The 21,679-nt window shown below is 45.2% G+C and carries 15 protein-coding genes; 12 read left to right on the top strand and 3 right to left on the bottom strand.

The window, feature by feature from the left end; all coding sequences use genetic code 11:
• Window positions 1-150 precede the first annotated feature (150 nt).
• From A6049_RS06610 to A6049_RS06600, 3 genes are all read right to left on the bottom strand, one after another.
• Window positions 151-435, bottom strand: coding sequence for an ArsR/SmtB family transcription factor (locus A6049_RS06610; RefSeq protein WP_063563870.1), 285 nt, complete (start codon window positions 433-435; stop codon window positions 151-153).
• Between the two features lie 180 nt (window positions 436-615).
• Entirely contained in the window at window positions 616-960 is a 345-nt protein-coding gene (locus tag A6049_RS06605) for a ribosomal L7/L12 family protein (protein ID WP_063563869.1), read from the bottom strand.
• Between the two features lie 39 nt (window positions 961-999).
• Window positions 1,000-2,190 (bottom strand): cytochrome P450 family protein, encoded by a 1,191-nt coding sequence (locus tag A6049_RS06600; RefSeq protein ID WP_063563868.1) that lies wholly within the window; start codon window positions 2,188-2,190, stop codon window positions 1,000-1,002.
• 571 nt (window positions 2,191-2,761) lie between these two features.
• On the opposite strand from A6049_RS06600, the gene A6049_RS06595 reads away from it, so the two are divergent.
• The 12 genes from A6049_RS06595 to A6049_RS06540 all read left to right on the top strand — a co-directional run bounded on the left by A6049_RS06595 (window position 2,762) and on the right by A6049_RS06540 (window position 21,661).
• Window positions 2,762-3,862 carry an ATP-binding protein gene (locus A6049_RS06595; protein ID WP_063563867.1) on the top strand — a complete coding sequence of 367 codons (1,101 nt, stop codon included), beginning with the start codon at window positions 2,762-2,764 and terminating at the stop codon, window positions 3,860-3,862.
• Window positions 3,850-6,252 (top strand): DUF5682 family protein, encoded by a 2,403-nt coding sequence (locus A6049_RS06590; protein ID WP_063563866.1) that lies wholly within the window; start codon window positions 3,850-3,852, stop codon window positions 6,250-6,252. Before A6049_RS06595 ends, A6049_RS06590 begins: the two co-directional genes overlap by 13 nt.
• 23 nt (window positions 6,253-6,275) lie before the next feature.
• A complete protein-coding gene (locus A6049_RS06585; protein ID WP_063563975.1) occupies window positions 6,276-7,427 on the top strand; it encodes a VWA domain-containing protein in 1,152 nt (383 codons plus the stop codon).
• Between the two features lie 48 nt (window positions 7,428-7,475).
• Window positions 7,476-10,991, top strand: coding sequence for a DUF4132 domain-containing protein (locus tag A6049_RS06580; protein ID WP_063563865.1), 3,516 nt, complete (start codon window positions 7,476-7,478; stop codon window positions 10,989-10,991).
• Between the two features lie 4 nt (window positions 10,992-10,995).
• Complete coding sequence (locus A6049_RS06575) at window positions 10,996-12,723, top strand: hypothetical protein (RefSeq protein ID WP_063563864.1); 1,728 nt, start codon at window positions 10,996-10,998, stop codon at window positions 12,721-12,723.
• Window positions 12,710-12,988 (top strand): hypothetical protein, encoded by a 279-nt coding sequence (locus A6049_RS06570; protein WP_063563863.1) that lies wholly within the window; start codon window positions 12,710-12,712, stop codon window positions 12,986-12,988. Before A6049_RS06575 ends, A6049_RS06570 begins: the two co-directional genes overlap by 14 nt.
• A gap of 180 nt (window positions 12,989-13,168) precedes the next feature.
• The gene (locus A6049_RS06565) at window positions 13,169-15,679 is read left to right on the top strand and encodes a WG repeat-containing protein (RefSeq protein WP_063563862.1); all 2,511 of its coding nucleotides are present in this window, start codon (window positions 13,169-13,171) and stop codon (window positions 15,677-15,679) included.
• Window positions 15,680-15,744: 65 nt separating this feature from the next.
• Window positions 15,745-16,218, top strand: coding sequence for a hypothetical protein (locus A6049_RS06560; RefSeq protein ID WP_063563861.1), 474 nt, complete (start codon window positions 15,745-15,747; stop codon window positions 16,216-16,218).
• A 290-nt stretch (window positions 16,219-16,508) separates the two neighbouring features.
• Window positions 16,509-18,308: an ABC transporter ATP-binding protein gene (locus tag A6049_RS06555; RefSeq protein WP_063563860.1), complete on the top strand. Its 1,800-nt coding sequence runs from the start codon at window positions 16,509-16,511 to the stop codon at window positions 18,306-18,308.
• Window positions 18,305-20,047 carry an ABC transporter ATP-binding protein gene (locus tag A6049_RS06550; RefSeq protein ID WP_063563859.1) on the top strand — a complete coding sequence of 581 codons (1,743 nt, stop codon included), beginning with the start codon at window positions 18,305-18,307 and terminating at the stop codon, window positions 20,045-20,047. Before A6049_RS06555 ends, A6049_RS06550 begins: the two co-directional genes overlap by 4 nt.
• A 59-nt stretch (window positions 20,048-20,106) precedes the next feature.
• On the top strand, window positions 20,107-21,069 hold the full coding sequence (locus A6049_RS06545) for an ABC transporter substrate-binding protein (protein ID WP_240321324.1): 963 nt from the start codon (window positions 20,107-20,109) through the stop codon (window positions 21,067-21,069).
• 193 nt (window positions 21,070-21,262) lie between these two features.
• Window positions 21,263-21,661, top strand: coding sequence for an RDD family protein (locus A6049_RS06540; RefSeq protein WP_481852303.1), 399 nt, complete (start codon window positions 21,263-21,265; stop codon window positions 21,659-21,661).
• The last annotated feature ends 18 nt before the right edge of the window (window positions 21,662-21,679 follow it).

The following is a 21,679-nucleotide window of genomic DNA, read 5'->3' as shown; positions in this document are numbered from 1 at the left end:
GAGGCAAAGCGAGTACTTAATCTATCAAATGTACCGGGTGTTAAGGCAAAAGGGTATTTATACGACTACGATGAGGCTCAGCGGACCAGGTAGCATTACCAATATAATGATTTTATATTTCTAGTATTATGGAAATATAAAACAAAAATTTTACTTCTCCAACAGATATGGAACGAATCTCTGTACAGTGTCCGTATTCAGACTGTAGTAAATATACGTACCTTTCTTTTGTGAGGTCAACAAACCACAATCGGAAAGTTGTTTCAGGTGATGAGATAAAGTGGAGAGCGCCACGGTTACAAGCCGATTCTCTAAATCAGCTGGGCAGAGATTGCTTTCACCCGAAAGGATCTGAATGATTTTATATCGCGTTTGTTCTCCAAGAGCTTTGTGAATTTTCACAGCCTGTTCAGTATCAATCGGATTGGATTGCATCAAAATCGGTCCTTTCGTCTTTATTTCTTATTTCTATAAATATTGAAATATTGAAATAACTTTATCATGTCTTTTGAAAAAAGTAAACTCCCCGCAAAGATCGTTGTTTCCAGTTGAACATGAATCAACTGAAAGCAAAAACCTTTGCGGGGAGTTGGGAAGCCCATCTAAACTCACTTATTACAGGCGTTCAAGAGACTCAACATAATCTTTGGCATCTTTCAATGACAGGTTTCTCGCCTCACGAGCCTTTTTGATTGCAATTATTTTCTTGCCCTGTTGTGCAAGTGCCTGCAATTCTTTATCAAGTTCAGTCAGGTCAGCCTGTGCCGGTGGAAGTGGAGATACGTTCATTGCAGAATCGTTATAACTGAGAGGGGAGTGTGCGGTACTGCCTGAACCATTTTCCAGACGTTCAACATCCCTTTTCAATTCATTCAACTGGGTCTGCAAGCTGATGACGCGAACTAATAAGATAAGAATAAGAAATAAAAAAACGACTAAAACAATGGTGTTTATTTCCATGCAGTCAGGTGCCTCGCTTTCCTTGCTTCAAATACATAACTATTTAAGCTGTACGGGGATCTCCTTAACACCTCGAACAATCATGCCGGGTCTCCATTCAAGTTCATTAACATCCGTCTGCAGCTGCATATCAGGAAAGCGGCGAAGCAGCGTATTAATGGCAATCTCGCCTTCCAGTCGCGCGAGAGGGGCTCCCAGACAGAGGTGAATGCCTTTGCCAAAGGCCAAATGTGCGCTCTTCTCGCGAGTGATATCAAAAACATCGGCATCCTTAAATTTCGCTTCATCCCGATTGGCTGAATCCAGCGCTACAATAACAATTTCGCCTTCAGCGATGTGATGTCCATGAAATTCAATGTCCTCGGATGCCCAGCGGGATGTGCTGAACTCAACCGGTCCGTTATAACGCAGCATTTCTTCTACAGCATTATGGATTAACTCAGGCTGCTTGATCAGCAGGTCGCGTTGTTCCGGATGCTCCAAAAGGGCAAGTACACCATTACCGATCAGATTGACAGTTGTTTCGTGCCCGGCGATGATCAGCAGAGCGACAACACCAAGCAGTTCCTTTTCAGTGAGTTGTTCTCCTGATTCTTCTGCTACAACGAGCTGACTGATCAGATCGTCACCCGGCTGCTCACGTACTTTGGCAAACCAATTATTCAGGTAATCAATGAACTCCTGGGCATGCTTCTCAAACACTTCGGAATGCTCCGCACTTGTCGCATCGATAATGGAATTGGACCATAAACGGAATTTGTCCTGATCTTCAAGAGGTACGCCCAGGATCTCGCTGATCACAATGATCGGTAATGGAAAAGCAAACTCATCAATCAGATTCATCTTATCCTGAGAATTGAGATTATCCAGAAGATCGTCAGCAATATCTTGAATATGGCTTCTCATGCCCTCAATCAATCTGGGAGTAAAAGCCTTCTGTACGAGTCCACGTAACCGGCGATGATCAGGTGGATCGGAAAAAAGCATGTTATGCACGAATATATTTTGTTGATCGGGTCCATAACGTTTGACTACATCCTTACTGAAACGGTTGTCTTTTAATACTTCGACTGCATCCTCATATCGGCTAATAATCCAACCGAAATCACCATGAGGGAACAGGATTCTGTAAATGGGATCATTCTGTCTCAACTTTTCATATACGGGGTAAGGGTTCTGTGTAAATTCTCGGGTGAAGAACTCAGGCTGTGAAGTTTCATTAGTACTCAAATGGTTAATCTCCTCTCATCAAAAGCTCGTAATGTTACGCATCTTATCTAAGGGATCATATGTTAATTTCGGTGGCTTCATACGAAAAGCCTGCACCATCTATATATTCAATATTGGAGCGATTGAAACCTTGTTTTTGACTAACAATTGTGGTATAGAAGGCCTACTTATTTTAGATAGAATATCACATGGAATAAGGAATAAAATCAAAAAGAAATGAAGTATAGACACAGACTACTTGGCTGTGTTTTTTTTGTGCGATTGGACTTAAGCTGCTTGAACCATATTACGAGGTGTTTAATGAACTATAGGGACGTATGGCCTATAATATGAAGTTTTCTACTACAACAACGTGGATTCAACTTAGTTTTGAATGCAGTCGCCATAATGCAGCGATATAAGTAATTCACAATTATGCTACGAACTATGTCCATTGGCTCAGGAAGAATGCCGATAAGAAGGACGTTTCAACCATTTTTGGCGTTTTCTACGTTCGTTCAAAGGCTGCTGTGATAAGATAAAGCTTAATAAGAACATACGATCTGTTTATGCGAGAGGAGAAACCTTGACGATGGAGATGCTTAAGCCGCCCGCCGAGACACTATATGAGACAGAATTAAGGGCACTGCGAGAAGAAGATACGGGAAAACGCCCTCCAAACTGGCTGTTGTCCCCTACATATGTGCGTGATTTTATTATTGGCAGGGATAAGCCAGCCATATTGGATGGAGAAGAGATCACGATTACGAGAAAATTTTATGGCAACGATGTGCTCATTGAACGTGCAGTAGTGACACTGGCAGGCAATCGTGGCTTGATGCTGGTAGGGGAGCCTGGGACAGCCAAGACTATGCTCAGTGAATTGCTAACCGCAGCCATTTCAGGTACCAGCCTAAACACAATTCAGGGTACGGCAGGTACAACCGAAGACATGATTAAATATTCCTGGAATTATGCCATGCTGCTGGATAAAGGCCCGTCCGAAGCTGCACTTGTACCCTCGCCTTTGTATAACGGAATGAAGAAAGGAATTCTTACTCGTTTTGAGGAGATTACACGTTGCCCCGCTGAAGCACAGGACAGCCTGATCAGTATTCTGAGTGACAAGGTAATGAGTATACCTGAGCTGGATGGTGGTGTGCTGTTTGCCAAACCAGGGTTTAACGTGATTGCTACGGCGAACATTCGCGATAAAGGTGTCAATGAAATGAGTGGTGCGCTGAAGCGCCGTTTCAATTTTGAGACGATCAAACCGATCAGCAGTGTGAAAATGGAAGCCAAGATTATTGAATCCCAGGCGCGAAGCCTATTATTACATAGCGGAATAGACACCGAGATTAATTCGGATGTGGTTGAATTGCTGGCCACGACATTTATGGAGCTTCGCACAGGAATGACGCGGGAAGGTTACAAGTTGAATACGCCCCAAGCGTCCATGAGTACGGCTGAAGCCGTATCTGTTTATGTACAGAGTGCAATGACTTCCTATTATTACGAAGACAAGGGAATCGCATTGGATCGGCTGGTGCAAAACATGTTGGGGACGATAGCGAAAGAAAGTGACAAGGATCTGTCCATCCTCAAAACCTACTTCTCTAAGGTCGTGAAGGAGCGGTCCAGAGAAGAGGGAATTTGGAAGGATTACTACGAGGAAAAGAAATGGATCGGTTAAGAGGAAAAGCGGATCTGGATGTTGCCCAGTTAAAGACGCTATTTGAGTCCCAGGTGTATAACCTGAACAACGGAACGCTTTATTTTCCCATACGCCATCATAGTCCAGCCTGTTCCTATCATTTGCTGCGATTGATTGAAGAATACAAGCCGAGCATCATTCTTATCGAAGGACCTGAGAGCGGCAATCCATTACTTCAAGTTCTGGCTGATGAGGCGACCATACCTCCTGTTAGTCTTTACTACACCTATGAGAGTGAAGAGGAGAGAGCGGCCTGTTATTATCCGATGCTTCGTTACTCTCCTGAATATGTAGCGCTCAAAGAAGCAGCTCGGCTGAGCATCCCTGCAACTTTTATTGACCTGGATTATCATCATTTCTCTAAGCCCAACAAGGCAGAACAGCGGGAGAGGTCCATTCAAGACGAGACTTTGCTCGCAGGGTCTGAGTTTATCCACCGTTTATGTCAGAAAACAAACTGCCGAAGTTTCGATGAATTGTGGGAGAACGTATTTGAGATTGGTGGTCTGGAGAAGTCAACACAGGCATTTGTACAGGATGTATTCACGTACTGTACCTTATCCCGGATGTGTTATTCAGCGGAGCGCTTGCACAGTACAGGTGATTTGGCAAGAGAAGCTCATATGAGAAGTCGTATTAAACAGGCTGGGCAAGAGCATGAACGTGTGCTTGTTATCACTGGCGGATTTCATACGTATGGACTGCTGATACCCGAGAATCATGGGACGGACTCAGAAGAGATGACGTTGCAAAAGCATACGAAGGCTCAGAATTCGGTGCATCAGCAGATGTATCCCATGGTCTACACGTTTGCCGAAGCGGATCGGCTGAATGGGTATGCAAGCGGCATGCCTTACGTGAATTATTACGAACAGATCTGGATCCAGCTGCTCCGGCAAAAGAGCTCCGTGTATAATTTGACCGCTTTGGACTTGTTATCACGACTAACCCGCAAGCTGAGGGAAGGACATGAACATGTATCAACCAGCGATGCTATTGAGGCGTACAGTATGGTTCAGGGCCTCGCAGGACTGAGAGGAAAAAGGGAAGGCGGAGTCTATGAGCTGATGGATGCAACACTTTCTTCCTTTGTTAAGGGTGAACTTACGTTAGCTTCAGACAAACCTCTGCAAGAACTACACAGATTGCTAACCGGAGATGTCATCGGAAAAGTAGCTCCCAACCCATTCAGTATTCCGATCGTTGAGGATTTCAAAGAACGTTGTACAGAATCAAAACTTCAAATTCGCACTACTGGCCAACATAAGAAAATACTTGATTTATATGCCAAACCAGATCATCGTCGGCAAAGTCAATTGTTTCAATGTATGGTCTATCTCGTTCCGGATTTCGCGAAGCGACAATCGGGCCCGGATTGGATTGCACAGCGCGACATGAACCTTGTTCGGGAGACGTGGGTATATACCTATTCATCCAGAATTGAGGCTCGATTAATCGAAAACTCGCTCTATGGAGGCACAATTCGGGAAGCCGCTACGCGCAAGATGGAAGAGGAAATGCAGGGAATACCGGATCATCACAGCGGTGACCTCACCAAATCCATGCTTCTGGCTCTGCTCATGGGCCTGCAGGATACCGCAATGAAGCTGTATGAACAAGTGAAGTCAGCGCTCCGAAAGGATGGGAATTTCTTGTCGTTGTGCGGAAGTCTGCATATTTTGAATCGAATTCAGCAGCATCGCAGACTTCTTGGGTTGACTAAGGAACAGCAGCTCCTTAATCTCGTGTCCGAAGCCTATAACAATGCCGTGGACAAACTGATGCAGCTCTCAAGAACGAATCCGGATGAACATGAAGCGATTGTCCAGGGACTGAAGCTGCTTGCCATGCTGGCAGAATCGTCCGAAGAGCATTTTCGGGATGACCCATTCAGAGCACACCTGGATGAACTTCTGTCAGACAGCCAGCTTCCGGCACAGCTGGAGGGGGTGTGTATTGCCATATCTTCAGGACTTGGCGACAGGCATAGAGAAGAGATCGTGGATCGAGCACGTGCATATATCCGGGGATCGCAGGAACAGACTCGCCAGACTGCACTTTATCTACAGGGCGTGTTCTCTGTAGCACGGGACGCTTTTTTGTATGAAGATCAGCTTTTATCGGAGTTGAACTATATGATTGAGCAACTTGATTATGAAGAGTTTATTCGCATGATCCCTGAACTTCGTTTGGCGTTTACTTACTTCACACCAATGGAGACAGGCCTGATTGCGGATCGGGTTGCGAGCTTGCATCAGGTAGAGAACGAAGAGATGTCATGGCCTTCCGTTGACGAGCGATTGCTGATCCAGACGAAAACATGGGATGAAGCCCTTCGGAAGGAGTTTGACGCATGGAAGCTGATCTGAATGAGCTCAATACAACCAAGGAAATGGTGAAAGACAATGCAGAGCTGAACCGGGCAGAAACCTTAAACCGTTGGCGCCTTATTCTAGGTGAATCCTCCGAAGAAGGACTGTCCAATGCAGATGACTACTCCCCTGATGATTTTAAATATACCGAAGTCGATGAGATTCTCGGATATCTGTATAATCGCGAATACGGTGAAGAGCAGGGTTACAGAAAAGGAGGAGGAAGGGGCCCCTCGGATCTAACCGTTCCCAAATGGTTGCATAAGGTCAGGGAACTGTTCCCGAAATCAACGATAGAAATTCTGGAGAAACAGGCGCTTGACCGTTATGGCCTAACGGAATTGTTAACGGACAAAAAGCTGCTGGAATCCCTCGAACCCAATATGAACCTACTCAAGAACATTATGCAATTTAAAGGACGAATGAAAGGCGACGTATTAAAGAGCGCCAAGGAAATCGTACGAGTCGTGGTTGAAGATCTGCGACGCAAACTGGAATCTCAGACCAGAGCAAGCATTATGGGGAAACGCAGCCGTTATGCATCCAGTTCGGTGCGTTCCTTGCGCAATTTGAATTTCAAGCAGACGATTACCAAGAACTTGAAGAACTATGATAAAAACAATCGAAGATTTGTAATTGATCGTCTATATTTTGACGGGAATATCCAGTCTCACAACAAGTGGGACATCATCATTGGTGTGGATGAGAGCGGAAGCATGTTGGATTCAGTGATATACAGTTCGGTGATGGCCAGCATTTTCTATCGCCTGAATGCACTGCGAACGAAATTGTTCATTTTTGACACACAGGTTGTCGATTTGAGTGACAGGCTGGAAGATCCGGTAGATGTGCTTATGAATGTGCAGCTTGGCGGGGGAACGCATATTACGAAGGCACTCCGTTATGGTGAAACGTTAATCGAAAATCCTGGGAAAACGATATACATTCTCGTTAGTGATTTAGAGGAAGGTTACCCGATCCAGCACATGTATAAAGCATGTAAGGATATTCTGGATACGGGCTGCAAATTGCTTGTGCTGACCGCACTCGATTTTAACGGAGATACCGTGTACAACAAACATGCTGCGCAGACGTTATCCAATATGGGTGCACATGTAGCTGCGATTACGCCCAATGAATTGGCAGACTGGATTGGCGAAATTATTACTTAATGGTTATATACAAGATCATTTATAAACTTATTCAAGGAGGATTGTGTAATGTTAACCGCAGACCGTGCAGTAGAAGCTTTGGTGGAGAAGTTTGCAGAGGTGTGTTCCAATGAATATTCGTTGAAAACGGACCGGAGTTCGGAAATCATTGATTATGTGATGGGAACGACGGATAAGTTTCCTGATATGATGGGAGGTTCCAGCCATTATGCGTACCAGACGATAGAAGTACTCATGAAAATTGCCAAAAAAGATGACGGAGACATCTTTTTTCGAGCGGGAGCCATTGTAATTCATATGGAATCCAATTATTCCAGAAGAAATTCGTGGAGAACCGATGGTTTTACGCTCTGCCTTGGAAACGACTCGGAAGCTTATGGACTGAGTGGAAAGAGCAAAACCAATGATCGGATGGGCGGTTTGCTGTCCCGTTTGGAGAAAATCAATCGCTATGCTGGAGAGAAGGAAATTTTGGATGAATTAAAGAGCAGACTGAAGGGGAATTTCCATGATGTAATCAATGGAATGATACTCCTTCGACTCTATTCATATCTCAATGATAGCCCTTCTCATCTTGCCCAGGTACAACAGTTCACTCAATCTCTGCCTGCATTATTTCAACACGTGATGACCCATGATACAAGTAAGCTGCGGAACGAATTGCGTACATTGATTGAGCCACTGGTGGTTTGCAATTTTCAAACAAAACATAACAAATCTGCATATGAATTAAATGATGAATTTCTCCGGGAGAAGCATAATCAGGTTATAGCTGAGAACTATTCGAACACTTCTCTTTCCAAAAAGGAGCAACTGTCTTACAGTGAGTTCGACAAGACGATGATCCTTTTGAGCAATGCTTTGTTATATTTGGTTAACATCAGTGGCGGCAAACAACGTTTCCTTGAAGACAAAAGTGAGACCGGTCTTATTTTGCTCGAAGCCATAAACCAATTACATGAGATCTATCCACTTGAAGTTCGGCGCTATTTGTTAAGTATGGATACAAGAACGAAAAATGCCAACGAATTGCTGTCAGGGCTGGTGCCCCTGGACGAGCCATATCAGCTCATCGAAATGTTGCGTAATGAACTCGAATCGTACACCATACCATGGCAATTTCTGCAATCAACGATTGTTAATGATCCGCAACAAGCAATTCGTGCATACCACATATTAAAACCCCCATTCCTCAAATTGTGTATTCAAAAAGTGCTGGAGGACCATGGAATCGCAGTGCCAGATGTGGATGAAACGGTTGAACAAGCCGTGTTTAGTGCGCTTCGACATCCATTAGATGGAGGCAGACAGGGACTTGCGATTGCACGATATTTGAACAGTGAAAGCTCCTTTGAAGAATACTGGGAAGATCCGAATAGTCGAGGACTGTTTAATAACCTGAATCGTGACAAAAGGCGTGTTCATAACTTGATCAGCATTAGTTTCCTGCCTTTGGATTCGGAGGCGATGCGTCGGTTCGTGATTCTGACCACGTATCCCGAGTGGACACTGGATATCGTTTCTGATATGTATCAATCTTACGCGTTTAGCGGTGAGAAGCTGTTGGAACTTTACGGCCAAGATCCAGAGGTAAAACAAGAGAAATTGCTGTCCAGTCTGATTTCTCTCAACGGTATGACAGATTATAAGTACAAATCGATGCCTCAGGATGAATATCGCCGGATCATTCAGCAAAATCTGGACTTTGCTCTCGGACAGTACAAGAAACTACCCACGGACACGCGCATCTTAATTTTGGAAATCACCTTTGAACAACGTCAAGAGCTATCAACTAAACAGGTAGCCGAAGCGATTCGTGCCGGATTGCAGGATTCATCCAAAAAGGCAAATGGCGTGGCATTATCTGAATTCAATCGGATTCCTGACCAGGAGTTATATACGGCAATATACCGTTCGGAGAAAAAAACGGGTGTGAAAGAAATGGCTCTGAGCGCTATCCGCAGTTTGGATCATAGCAAGGATATATACCTTGAGCTACTGAAGGGTGAGAAGTCTGCCGAATGGAAGAACCTGATTCAAATTCTGCTGGATACCGCGGATCAAAGCCCAGAGTATGCTCATGCGGCACTTGCAGATCAGGCAGATGCCAAAAAGCTGACCAGACTAAGCTGGTTGTCCTTGAACGATCTTCCTTCTCTGATACGTTCAGAGGACAATCAACCATTAGATGATCGAATCAAGCAATATATCTTGGTCCAATCAATAGATCATACATCTGCACCGAACGAAAGACTGAATGAACTACGTGAGTATGTAAGCGAGGAATCGCTCGCACGGTTTGCTAGCGAGCTGCTGCAGTTGTGGATTCAGGAGAGCGCTTCTGCGAAGGAGAAGTGGGTAATGTACCTCTCGGCACTCTTTGGCGATACTCAAATTGTGAATATATTGGCTCCCCAAATTAAGGAATGGACAGAAAACAGCCGAGGCGCCATTGCGGCTGATGCTGTAAAAGTACTGGCCTATCTTAAGGAACCTTCTGCTCTCATGGCGATTGACAAGATTAAACGCACTGTGAAGAACCGCCAGGTTAAGGGTGCGGCTGAAGAAGCGTTGCAGCTGGCAGCGGAAAATTTGGGACTCACCTCGGAACAACTGGAAGATCGACTCGTCACCACACTTGGTTTTGATAAGAATGGAACGATGCAGCTGAGCTACGGGGAGCGTTCATTCCTGATTAAAGTGAATGGAGATATGCAGGTCGTTGTTGTAAATGAAGAAACGGGTAAATCTGTGAAGAGTCTACCTGCTCCTGCACAGAAAGACGATGCTGAACTTGCAGCACAATCTAAGGCGCGTTTCACACAATTGAAGAAGGATCTCAAAACAATGGTTAACATCCAGGCGCAACGTCTGGAAGAATCTTTGTCTAAACAACGTCTGTGGTCTGCTGAGGAGTGGGCAGCATTGTTTGTACAGAATGTAATTATGCGGAAATTTGCTGTAGGTCTGATATGGGGCACATATGAAGATGGTCAGTTGGTCACCACATTCCGTTATATGGAGGATGGCACGTTTAATACCGTCGATGAGGATGAATATGAGCTGCCTTCGGGATCGCTGGTGGGATTGATTCATCCACTCGAACTTGACCAATCTACGCTCGAAGGATGGAAAACGCAGCTGGAGGATTATGAGATCAAGCAGCCGTTTGAGCAGCTGAATCGTCAAATTCATGTGCCTGAGGATGAAGACAAAAACAAGGTTGAATATGACCGCTTGCCGGAGTCTGATTTCTCTCCCACCGCATTCCCCAAAGCATTGGAGAAATACGGATGGATCAAAGGTCCAGCACAGGATGGCGGCTGGTATCATGAATTTTACAAAGAGTATGGAGATCTTATCGCAGAACTGCGCTTCAGTGGTACCAGCATTTCATATTATGAAGGATTGGAAGATATCACGCTGGAATCTCTGCACTTCTTTAAACCTGGCAGTCAGAAACACTATTATTATAGTGATCACAAGTCCATTGCTTTGGGTGAAATCGCAGGTCGTGTGTTCAGTGAGACAATCTATGATATTTTAAGAGCGTCAGGACGTTGATCACGTGAGTGGATTTGAACAGAAATTCCGGATATTTTCGAAGCTATGTACAGAGGATTATTTGATTCGACATGCCAACAAAGGGTTGTACAAACGGTCTCTGAAAGAGTTGGATAATGGTTTGACTGTGCAATACACTTGGAACGAAGCCTCTGTGGGTTGTCAGTTGAGTGATGGTACACATTGTACGCTTGAAAATACGCTGGATCATTGGCAGTGCTCCTGTCCGGCAGACAACATTTGCAAACATATACTGATTTCAATGTTATATTATCAACAGGAACATCAGACAGAAGATACACTAAATCAGGGTGAAGCGTCATCAGCAGAATTGGAACCTGAGTCTGGTCTGGTAACGGAGTCCCGCTTCCGCTGGATGGTGGAATCGGATCTTGCTCCTTTGATTAAATCGTATAGCTCTTCCTTGATTGAGGAGGTTCTGTTCCGATTAAGATATCCGGAGCAGATTGAAGTATTGGAAGATACTCTTCTAACGGTGCGTCTAGTGAAACAAGAAATAGAGGTTTCGTTTACAGAAGAAGCTAGTCTGGCTAAGGCCCTGTGCAAAGTAAAACAAACTGCCGGCAATATGGCCAAGCTTGAAGCATTATTACGGTATCGGATGCAACAAGGTTTGAATGATACGGAAGCCATAAGTGGAAGAGTCCAAGATGCCACGTTTTCACTTCAAACGGTGCGGGAATGTCGTTCCATGCTGGCAGGCCTGCTAAAGACGGGACTTGCTCGTCTACCACAATCGTATATGGCTCAATTGGAGACACTGGCGATTGCGGCTCATAGTGGTCATCTTCCTGACGTTGAGCGGAGTTTACGCGGGATTCAGGGAGAAATGCAATTGTTTTTTAACCGACACGTACGGTTTTCCATGCAATCGATGCTTGATCGGGTAAGCAAGTTGTATCTTGCATTACAGGTGCTTGAACAAGAGAAGGTATCTGCATTCAAACAAAGTCAGCTCATTGGCAGTTTCCGAAGTAAATACTATACGGTTCCAGAGCTGCATCTGTATGGATTGGGTGCTGATGCATGGGAGACACGCTCCGGTTACCGTGGAATCACTTATTATTTCTATTGCTTTGATGATGCGGAGATCTATACGTACAGCGATGTGCGGGCGGTATACTATGAAGATAATCAGTTCTCATATACAGAGCATTATGGTTCCTTCACTCCATGGCTGCCCAATCTGACTTTTCGTCAATTTGCCGGGGAAGAGGTGCAGTTTCGCTCGGTGAAAGTAAATGAAGAGCATAGGCTCTCCTCCGGGGAAGGGGCAAAACTTACACTGTTGCCCCGAACAGGAGTGGAAGAGGTGAATCTGGGCAAGTACATGCAAGATGTATCCTCCGTACTCGCTGAGGATGCACGCTCATTTGAGTTGTTTTCCGTTCCGAAAGAACGACTGGCGATGATCAAGGTTGCCCGGGTTGTAGAGCATCGCTTCGATAAGCAATCACAGGACTTTATTCTAACGATGGAGAGTGACCATGGGGAGACGTTGGATCTGACTCTTCCTTATTCAACGGAATGGGAGACCATGATCAAAAGGTTGGAGTCGGGTTATGGAACAGGAACACTCGAAAACTTTTATGCTTTCGTGCGTATAGAGCAACAACGGATATACCCGATCAGCTTCCTGAAGGGTCCAACAGTGATCAGTCTGAAACTGGATACGGGTTATGGAAGGACGGGGAGAATTGGAAGACTATAGTCAGTTGATGCAGAAGATCAGCAGCTGGTCAGAAGAGCTGTTGCTTCGCGGGTTATCCCAATTCACACTGAAAGATATTGAAGTATTGGAACAGCTAATCGTGAAGACCTCGAGGTTCCAAATGACTTTCCTTCGTGAAATATTGGAATACATGATCGAAGAGGGACGAAAAACTGCTCTGGGGAGCGGTGATGAGGAGCTTATGTTGCTTCATTATTGCCGCCTCACACAGTATGTACAGCTCAGCACTCAGGAATCATCCTGAACGGATTGACACATAAAGAATTGCAGAAGCATGAGCCTCTGCAATTCTTTTTATTTCATTTGAGTAAATTAGGTTTTTGAACCTCCAAAGTTAACGGTTATATTCGCTCAGATGTCATATCCCCGCTTATGATGCATACCCATACCATTAGGCGAATGCTGTCTTAAGGAGGAAACAGGCATGTCCATGAGCGAACCTCTGTTAACGCAAATTGTCAATCAACATATCCCGGCTGACGCAACTGTCGTCACCATTGATAAACCGGTCAAACATCCGGCCATTTATGCTTCAGATTTAACCGGAGACGGAATGCCGGAAATTGCTGCTGTATATGAGCAGGGCGGAGAATTGATGCTGCTAGTTCTGAAATTTTACCAGGGTCACTGGATCAAGATGTCTTTGACGAAAGGCTTGGGTTATGGTGTTACCTTGCTGACAGCGGCATCGGTGACATCCACGGCGCGGAACAATCTCATTGTCGGCTGGCAGGTCGGTGCGATCTGGTCGAAGCTTGCTGTATACGATTGGACGGAATCAGGATTGACAGATCAGGCGCCAGAAGATTTGTATTACAGCCATGCGGAAATCATCGATATGCCAGGTCACCACGGCAGAGATGGCAAAGTAGAAATTGCACTCTGGATTCATGATACAGGTGAAGCTTATCGGGTCGAAATCATCCGCTGGCAGAATGGGAAATGGGTTCCCGCAACAGATGTATATCCGTATTACTTCACTAAGGTAGTAAAGTATTACGAACAATTGGCAGAACAACATCCAGATTATATTTTCTATTGGTATTATCTTGCGGACGCTCAGTATAAAGCCGGATTATTTCCTGCTGCACTCGTTTCGGTCCAAAAAGCGCTAAGTTTCAGTGACCCCTACCCTTCACGGGAAGTTCTGCTTGAGCTGGAAAAGAAGATTAGGCAAGCCATAGGCACAGAGGTTCCGCGTGAAACGACGTGGTTATTTCCGATATCGGTCAGAACAACAACTGGAACCCGGTGGGGTTATATGGACGCCCAAGGTCGTATTCGTCTTGAACCGATACTTGACGATGCCCAAGACTTTCAACGAAATGGCCTGGCTGTCGTCGTAAAAGACGGGAAGACTGGCATCATCAATCTTAACGGGCAATTTGTCGTTCAACCTGTATACGATTCCATTAATTCTTTCACAGAAGGTCGGGCCATAGTCATTGATTCCCAAGGGTTCAAGATGATTGATGAACAAGGCGCAGTATTGACCAAACGGGCATATCCGTTTATTGCCGATGTGAAGGACGGCCGAGCGCTATTTTACCTTTCAGACAGCAGTCAGGCAGGCGGGGAAGTCAGTCGTTACGGTTATTTGGATACCTCTGGAAATGAGGTCATTCGGGCGCAGTTCGCTTCAGCGAACGATTTTCAGGATGGCAAGGCCGTTGTGCAGATCAAAGAAAATGAATATGCGTTAATTAACCGAAATGGTCAGCGGCTGGCGACGTATCCATATGCCTATGTAGGAACTCTGGGTGACGGATTACTTCCTTTTCAGAAAGAGGCATCGGGTAAATACGGTTATATCGACGAAAGTGGTCATGTCCGAATTCAGCCTAGCTTCACTTCGGCATTTCCGTTCAGTGGTGGATACGCTATTGTGAATACAGCGGAGGATTACAACTCCATCTATGGCGTTATTAATACACAGGGCATATTTACCATCCAACCCGCCTACAATGACATTCGAGACCTGGGTGAACATCGGCTGGCCCTAGGGCAAGCGATTGATCCCAAACAGTCTTTTATCGGTTCGGTCTATGCAATTGCAGATGTCAATGGTAGGAAACTTTCGGATTTTGTATATACGGATGTATCGAATTACAAGGGAGGGCTGGCTTCAGCCACCAATGGAACACAAACGTTCTTTCTGGATCTAAATGGCCGACCTGCATCAGGATACCCCCGTGTTGAAGGCTCGGGCACACTCGAATTGGTAGCTCCCGATCTGATCAAGGCGTATGTGGACCAGCGCGTATCCTATGTAAACCGAAACGGGCAGATCATTTGGCGGCAAAATACAATCGTTCCGCTTCACCCGCCATATCGTGTACGGGAAGAGAAATATAAGCCAAACCCCGATTACCTCGTGTATTATCCGCAGGTGGAAGGGTTAACCGATCAAGCCGTTCAGCTTGCAGTAAACGCCAAGTTAAAGGCACTTTCCCAAGTGAAGCCAATCCCCGCGGATCAGAAGCTGGATTACACGTATACAGGGGATTTTGATATTACGTTCTACCAACAGCAATTGCTTCAACTCAAGCTAACGGGTTATAACTACCCGGCTGGTGCAGCACACGGCATGCCAACGATGATCTATGCGATGATTAATCTGAGCAGTGGTCAGATGTATGAACTCAAGGATTTGTTTAAACCGAACAGTGATTATGTGAAGGTACTTAGCAAAATCGTAGGAGATCAGATCAAGAATGATCCGCAGTACTCTTATGTTTTTCCGGACACGTATGAGGGAATCAGCCCGGATCAGCCTTTTTTTGTCACAGCGGATGCACTGCATCTATATTTTAGCCCTTATGAAATCGCTCCTTATGTCGCGGGATTTCCGACATTTACAATTCCTTTTACGCAGATCAAGGATATCATTAATACAGAGGGTTCATTCTGGAAAGCTTTTCACGAGCAGCCGTAACCAATCCATGTCACCCCGTAACCTAATGCCTACGAATGGTGTTTAGATAGGGGAGGGGATTTGGATTGTTGCTGAATGCGGTTCAACGTTTTCTGGTTTTAGGGATTGAGTTTGTTATCGTGATGCTGAGTGCTGTGGTCGCACTTGAATTTCTGGAAGGGTTCAAAATTGGAACGAGCGAGTATTATGGTTTGCGGAATGCGGGTCACATCTTTTTTTTACTGATTTTTATCACCTTTAGTCCATATGTATTCGCATTTTATACTGTAGTTGTAAGTCCAATTTCATGGCTTCTGCGTAAATATGTTCCTTTTGTTATTGCCAGGGTGTTTGTATATAGTGCTGGTTGCGGGTTATTAGGTTCATGGGTATTTGAGCAGATGTTCAGTGACTACATGATCGAGTCGTATTATCTGAACCGAGCGACTTCCATCTGGCTATTTGCGCTTGCGGGGGTGATTTACGCAATAGTAGAAAATAGGGTTTTGCAAAGGAATAAGGTGCGAGCAGAGAACATTGAAATTTCGAATAAAGTATGAGAACTATAAGGGTGGTTAGGATCTTTCAAAGAGATCAATTTTCTGCCCCGGATTATTCCTCACGAAGTTAGCCATTCTTCATCGGTAAGAGGCCATATGTTCCATATGGTCTTTTTATGTTTGCCTGAATTTTCATTTGAAATAAATCAGAATGATCCATTTATTATCCGTATAGAGGTATTTTTGCTCCGTTTTGAGGTAGTAGCTGATCACTGTGCTGTGAGATATTAATTGGGCGTATATAATACTGCGCGATATTGAGAATGATTATTAATGTCAGGAGGAGCGGGATGAACACCACATCTGAAGTATCCGGTTTAATGGAAGTAACCAAAGAGCGTAAAGGTTTGCTGATTACAGCAAGTATCTTCTCGATTTTATCGAGTCTGCTGCAAATAGTTCCATTTATCGGAGTGTATAAAATAGTCGAAGAACTGTTAATCCATGCTAGGGAGCCATCTGGCCTGGACAGGGATTTGCTGATGTATTGGGGATTCGTCTCTTTTGGAGCGCTAATCGCGGGTCTTATTGCGCTCTATATCGGAGGCATGTGCTCGCATATCGCTGCGTTCAACATCCTGTATCAGCTCAGAGTAAAGGTTGCCGACCATGTGGCAAAAGTGCCGATGGGGTATCACACTCGAACTGCGACAGGTGAGCTGAAAAAAATCATTGAAGTTAGCGTTGAGAAAATAGAGAAGTTTATCGCGCATCAGCTTCCCGATCTCGTAAGTGCGATTGTCATTCCACTGGTGCTGCTTTGCTATTTGTTCTGGCTAGATTACCGTATGGCACTGGTCTTGCTAGTTCCCATGATTATCGGGTTCTGGCTGCAAAGTAGCATCTTCCGAAATGAGCGGGGGCGTCAGGCATATCGTGATTTTCAGCATGCGATTGAAGAAATGAACTCAACAGGGGTTGAATACGTAAGAGGAATGCCGGCGGTAAAAGTATTCGGTATTACAGCGGACTCGTTTCTCACCTTTAAACAGGCAGCAACGAGATATCGGGATATCTCGTTGAGAATAACCGATTTATGCAAGACGTCGTATGGCATGTTTTTCATCATCATTATTTCGCTGGTTACCTTTATTGTTCCGATCGGCATTTTACTTTCAAGCGAAAACGCAGGCAATCAGTCTTTCGCGATCACCTTTATTCTATTTCTAATCATTACACCAAGTTTGTCCGCACCACTCTTGAAACTGATGTATCTGGGCAGTGGCATGCGTGAGATCGTGGAAGGTCAGAATCGAATCGAGGCTGTATTTGCCGAGTCGGTTGTACAGGAACCTCTCTCTCCGCAAGTGCCCGATACATATGAGGTGGCTTTTCGGCAGGTATCCTTTGCTTATGAACAAAAGGATAGCGAAGCGTTCAAACCTGTACTTCAAGAAGTTGATTTTGTAGCTAAAGCAGGAGAAATGACCGCATTGGTTGGACCTTCGGGTGGCGGAAAATCTACCATTGCCAATCTGCTTCTGCGTTTCTGGGACGTGCAGCAAGGCGAAATTACAATTGGCGGGGTTCCTATTCAGGAAATGGGGACAGAGAAGTTAATGGAGACGGTTTCGTTTGTATTCCAGGACGTACATCTGTTCTACGATACGATTGAGGAAAATATCCGCATGGGCAATACAGCTGCATCGCGGGATGATGTCATTGCTGCGGCTCGAACAGCTTGTTGTCATGAGTTTATTGAGAAGCTGGATGAGGGATATGACACCAAAATTGGAGAAGGTGGTACGTACCTGTCTGGTGGTGAAGCTCAACGGATTGCCATTGCGAGAGCTTTACTCAAGGATGCTCCCATTCTCGTATTGGATGAAGCAACAGCATATGCGGATGCAGAAAATGAACATAAGATCCAGCAAGGACTGGCCCAACTGGTTCAAGGTAAAACGGTCCTGATTATTGCTCATCGTCTAACAACGATTCGGTCAGCTGAACAGATCCTGGTCATTCGCCAGGGTACCATTGTTGAGCGAGGTACACATGATCAATTACGCGAGGCCAACGGTTTGTATGAGAAGATGTGGCAGGCTCATATTCATGCAGCTTCGTGGAAGCTTGGAGGTGCGAAGCAATGAGGAACTATTTATACAATATATCGGGTGGAAACCCCCGCAGTCTGCTTCCCTCCATCATAGCCGCCATTCTGGACGGGATTGCCAAGATCGTTCCGGCTGCGCTGCTCGTTGATATTTTCAATACGATATACAAATCCTTCGCTGAACCGGATAAAGGACTGGACATCCAGCGAATGTGGGTGGTGTGCTGCATTCTGTTTGCATGGCTTTTGGTGGAATATGCGGCTTACTCTTCTCTCTATGATAAAACTTATCGGGCAGCATACAGCCTCGCCGCAACGGGACGTTTGAAGCTGGCTGAACATATTCGTCATCTGTCATTGGGTTTCTTCGGCAAAAGGGACCCGGGAGATCTGACCAATCTGATTCTGAGTGATTATGGACAGGTAGAGCATACGATCTCTCACAATCTGTCACAGCTCATCAGCGCAATTGTGCTGCCGGTGTTGGCTTTTGCTGGACTGCTGTTTGTAGATTGGCGAATGGCAGTGGCGATGTTCATCGCTGTTCCACTGGGGGTGGCCTTGTTATGGATGACAGACTCCATTCAGGCTCGCTTAAGCGAGAATCATGTGAGAGCCAAGAACGAAGCGGCCAGTCGGCTGCAAGAGTATTTAACGGGGATTCGTGAGATCAAAGCCCACAATATGGGCGGAGAACGATTTGAACGACTGCGTCGTTCTTTTGACGAGTTGAAGTCGGCATCCATTCGGTTGGAAGGCATTATGGGTCCGATGATTATGGGCGCGATGTTGCTTGCGCGTTCCGGCATGACGTGGATGATTTTGGCGGGGAGTTATTTGCTTGCTGGCGGGGAATTGACATTGCCGATATTTCTGCTGTTTTTGCTAGTCGGTACCAAAGTGTTTGAACCTCTGACCGTTGCGCTGATGAGTTATGGCGAGATGCGGTACTCCGCATATAGTGCACGGCGCATTATGGAAGTGCAGCAGGAGGCGCCGATGACAGGAACAGGAAGCGTACAACCTAATCAGGCCATTTCGTTTGACCGCGTAACCTTTGGTTATGATGATGAGCTGCCTGTGCTGAAGAATTTGTCGTTTACCATCCCTCCGCATACGATTACTGCACTTGTAGGGCCTTCCGGCAGTGGTAAAAGTACGGTTACCCGTCTCATTGCGCGTTTCTGGGATGTGCAGTCAGGTTCCATTACGATTGGCGGTCAGCCAATTAACCGTATGGACCCGGAGAAACTGTTGGAGGATATCTCTGTTGTCTTCCAGGACGTGTATCTGTTCCAAGATACGATTGGTAACAACATACGTGTAGGGAAGAAAGAGGCTACCCAGGCAGAGATCGAAGAAGCAGCACGCTGGGCTTGCTGTCATGAGTTTATCGCAAGTCTGCCTCAAGGATATGACACGTTAGTGGGAGAAGGAGGCTCGACGTTATCTGGTGGGGAAAAACAGCGTATATCGATTGCACGTGCCTTGTTGAAAAATGCATCCATCGTATTGCTGGACGAAGCTACGGCGTCACTCGACCCAGAAAATGAAGCCGCAGTTCAGCAAGCGATTAATGAGCTGGTCGCGAACAAAACGGTAATTCTAATCGCTCATCGTTTGAAAACGATCCAAAATGCGGATCAGATCCTTGTCCTGGATCAGGGCCAGCTTGTCGAACAAGGAACGCATGAGCAATTATTGCTAACATCAGGTATCTATTCGCGTCTGTGGCAATTACAGCATGATGCCGAGGGATGGCAGGTAAAGGTATAGCGATGAACGCAGTCGTCCAAACCAGATAGATGAATTGACTCAAAAGGAGAATAATTTAAATGTTAAAACGAATTTATATATGGATTGCACTATGCTCCATGCTGATGCTTGCGGCTTGCGGAACTGAACAGACAAGCAGTCAGGAGGTTAGTTCGTCAGAGGGAACGACGCAAGCGACAACGAAAGTCATCACCAATCCAAATGGAGAAGAAGTCACAATCCCCCTTAATCCGGAGCGGATTGTGGATCTGTCCGGCTCAACAGAGGAATTACTAATCGTTGGCAAAACGCCTGTCGCAACAACCAGCGCCGATTATGGGCAGCAAGATCAGATCACTCCACCCCTTAAAGACAAGTTGGATGCAAGTACCTTGGTTCTGGGGTGGTTGGGCAGCAAATTCAGTATAGAAGCGGTGACTGCATCTAACCCGGATCTGATCATTCTGGGAAAGGATTTTAATACAGATCAGTATGAAACCTTATCCTTGATTGCACCGACAATTGTTTTGCCATACTCGTATTATGATTGGAGAGAACGTCTGACGTTCCTAGCAGATACGTTCGGAGAAGAAACCAAAAAGGATGAGTTCCTGGCTAAATATGATGCAAAGTCGGCTGAGTGGAAGCAAAAACTCGAATCGGCTGTGAACGGTGAATCTTTTGCGGTCATTGAAACCTATCCTAACAATCTGGTGATCTATTCGAATAAAGGTGCGGCAGAGATGTTGTACGGCGAGTGGGGCCTAAAACGTACAGAAGGTATTCCTGAGCCCGAAGGCTGGGGAGGCAAACAGATTAGTATAGAGGCGCTAATCTCCGTCAATCCGGACCAGCTGGTGCTGATGGAGAATAGCGAGAACAAAATGGAAGACAGCAAGGTGTGGAATAACATGAATGCCGTCAAGGATGGGAAGATTTATAAAATCTCCAGCGTAGATAACTACAATTATTCTTATACGGCTATGGGACGGATGGAACTCATGGATCGTTTGGGTAATATGATTTTGGAAGGACAAAAGTAATTCTGAAAAGAAAATAACGAAAGATTTAAAAGCTAAACGGTTCGCCATGAAAAGGCTTCTCAACAAAAGTTGAGGGGCCTATCTTCATTCCTTGAAAAGGATGATTATGAACTTAATGGAATATTTTCCGTTATACTACATGGATATGTGTCTACATACATTCAACTAAATCCATATGAAAGGAGGCATTCATTTGAGAGAAGCAGGTTTTTGGGTTAGATTAGGAGCAAACTTGTTAGATGGAATTATCGTTTCAATCCCTTTAGCCATTATTGTAGGTGTACTGACTGGAAATTTTGATAATGACGAGCCTTTAGCTAAACTACTGTGTGGATTATATTCCATTTTATTACCTGTATTATGGAGTGGCCGAACGATAGGAAAACGTATTTGCGGAATTCGAATTCGAAAATACGATACACATGAGCCCCCTGGAATTGGAACCATGCTCATGCGAGTTGTTGTTGCAGGACTGGTATATGGAATCACATTTGGCATTGGTTTCATTGCGAGTGTCATCATGGTTGCTGTACGAGAAGACAAACGTGCAATACATGATTTTATCGCAGGTACCGAAGTCGTCTGGGACTAAAAATGAGAAATCGATCCC

It is taken from the genome of Paenibacillus sp. O199, assembly GCF_001636635.1.
GTDB classification, from domain to species: domain Bacteria; phylum Bacillota; class Bacilli; order Paenibacillales; family Paenibacillaceae; genus Paenibacillus; species Paenibacillus marchantiae.
Note: the sequence above shows the minus strand (reverse complement) of the source record. Positions and strands in the feature narration are given on the sequence as shown.